Annotated in this window: 1 protein-coding gene; it reads left to right on the top strand. The window is 36.7% G+C overall.

Annotated elements, in window-relative coordinates:
- Nucleotides 1-323: 323 nt before the first annotated feature.
- On the top strand, nt 324-1,359 hold a 1,036-nt coding region (locus PX481_RS24685), incomplete at its 3' end, for an RNA-guided endonuclease InsQ/TnpB family protein (RefSeq protein ID WP_288096575.1).

The raw sequence follows: 1,359 nt of genomic DNA, 5'->3' as shown, positions 1-1,359 counted from the left end.
TTCTTGTTTTAATTCTCCATGTACGCAGTCTTTAAAAGCCTCTATTTCGTTCCAAGACACGATTAAGAGTGGCTTTTAGGCTAAGTATAATTACTTATCGCGTAAGTGAGATGCTCCCAATGGAGCAAGAGGACTCCCGTTAAATTTCTCCTTAATTAAAAATATACCAGAAATTAACGTAACGATGAATTGCGACCAGAATCTAAACTAACGCGACAGCGTTTACTTATTGGGAAAGGCTTGATTCTCAAGGTATGTATAAGCTTGACATATTTAAGCGGTAAGTGTTATACTCAAAAGATAGCACAGATGGGTTCAGGCTGATGTTAAATGTTTTAAAAGTGAGAATATACCCAAACAAAGAACAAGAACTAGCCTTAGCTAAAAACTTTGGTTGCGTTCGTTTCGTTTGGAATTACTACTTAAATAAAACTAACAATCAGTACCTAGAGACGGGTAAAGGAATGACCTACTGTGATATGGCAAAAGACCTTACCCAACTCAAGAAACAACCTAATTTTGAATGGTTAGCTGAGGCTACTGCCGCCACCTTGCAGCAATCATTGAAAAACTTAGAATCTGCTTTTAAGAACTTCTTCTCAACAAGAACAAAATTCCCTAAGTTTAAAAGTAAGCACAAAAAACAATCAATCCGTTATCCTGAAAGTTGTTCAATAAGAAATAATGGAATTAAGCTACCTAAATTAGGGGTGGTAAAAGCTAAGATTTCTCAAGTAATAAATGGCCAGATTAAGTCGGTAACTGTTTCTAAAACCAGTACAGATAAATATTTTGCTGCCATCTTGTTTGAGATGGATGACTCAACAACCATTGAAAAACTAAAAATATCAGGGATAGACCTAGGTTTATCTTCTTTAGTTACGGTTTTTGATGGTGAAACAACCTACAAGATTGACCCAATCAAACCTACCAGAAAATACGCTAAACGTTTAAAGCGGAGACAACAAGCATTGTCTCGTAAAGCCAAGGGGTCTAATAATCGCCAAAAAGCCGTTAAGGAGGTAGCCAAGGTTCACGAAAAGATAGCCAATACTAGACAAGATTTTCTTCATAAACTCTCCAGAAAGTTGTGCGATGAAAACCAAATCGTTGTAGCCGAGAATCTTAGTATTAAAGGGTTAGCAAGGACTAAATTAGCCAAGTCAATACATGACGCTGGTTTTGGGATGTTGCTTAATTTCTTGGATTACAAGCTAGAAAGAGAGGGAGGAAAACTTGTAGAAGTTGACAGGTTTTATCCGAGTACAAAACTCTGTTCTTGCTGTGGATTTAAAAATGATTTGTTGACTCTCAGTATTCGTGAATGGATTTGTCCAGAATGTGAGAGTCATCACGATA

The organism is Microcystis sp. M53603_WE2, assembly GCF_030065435.1.
Note: the sequence above shows the minus strand (reverse complement) of the source record. Positions and strands in the feature narration are given on the sequence as shown.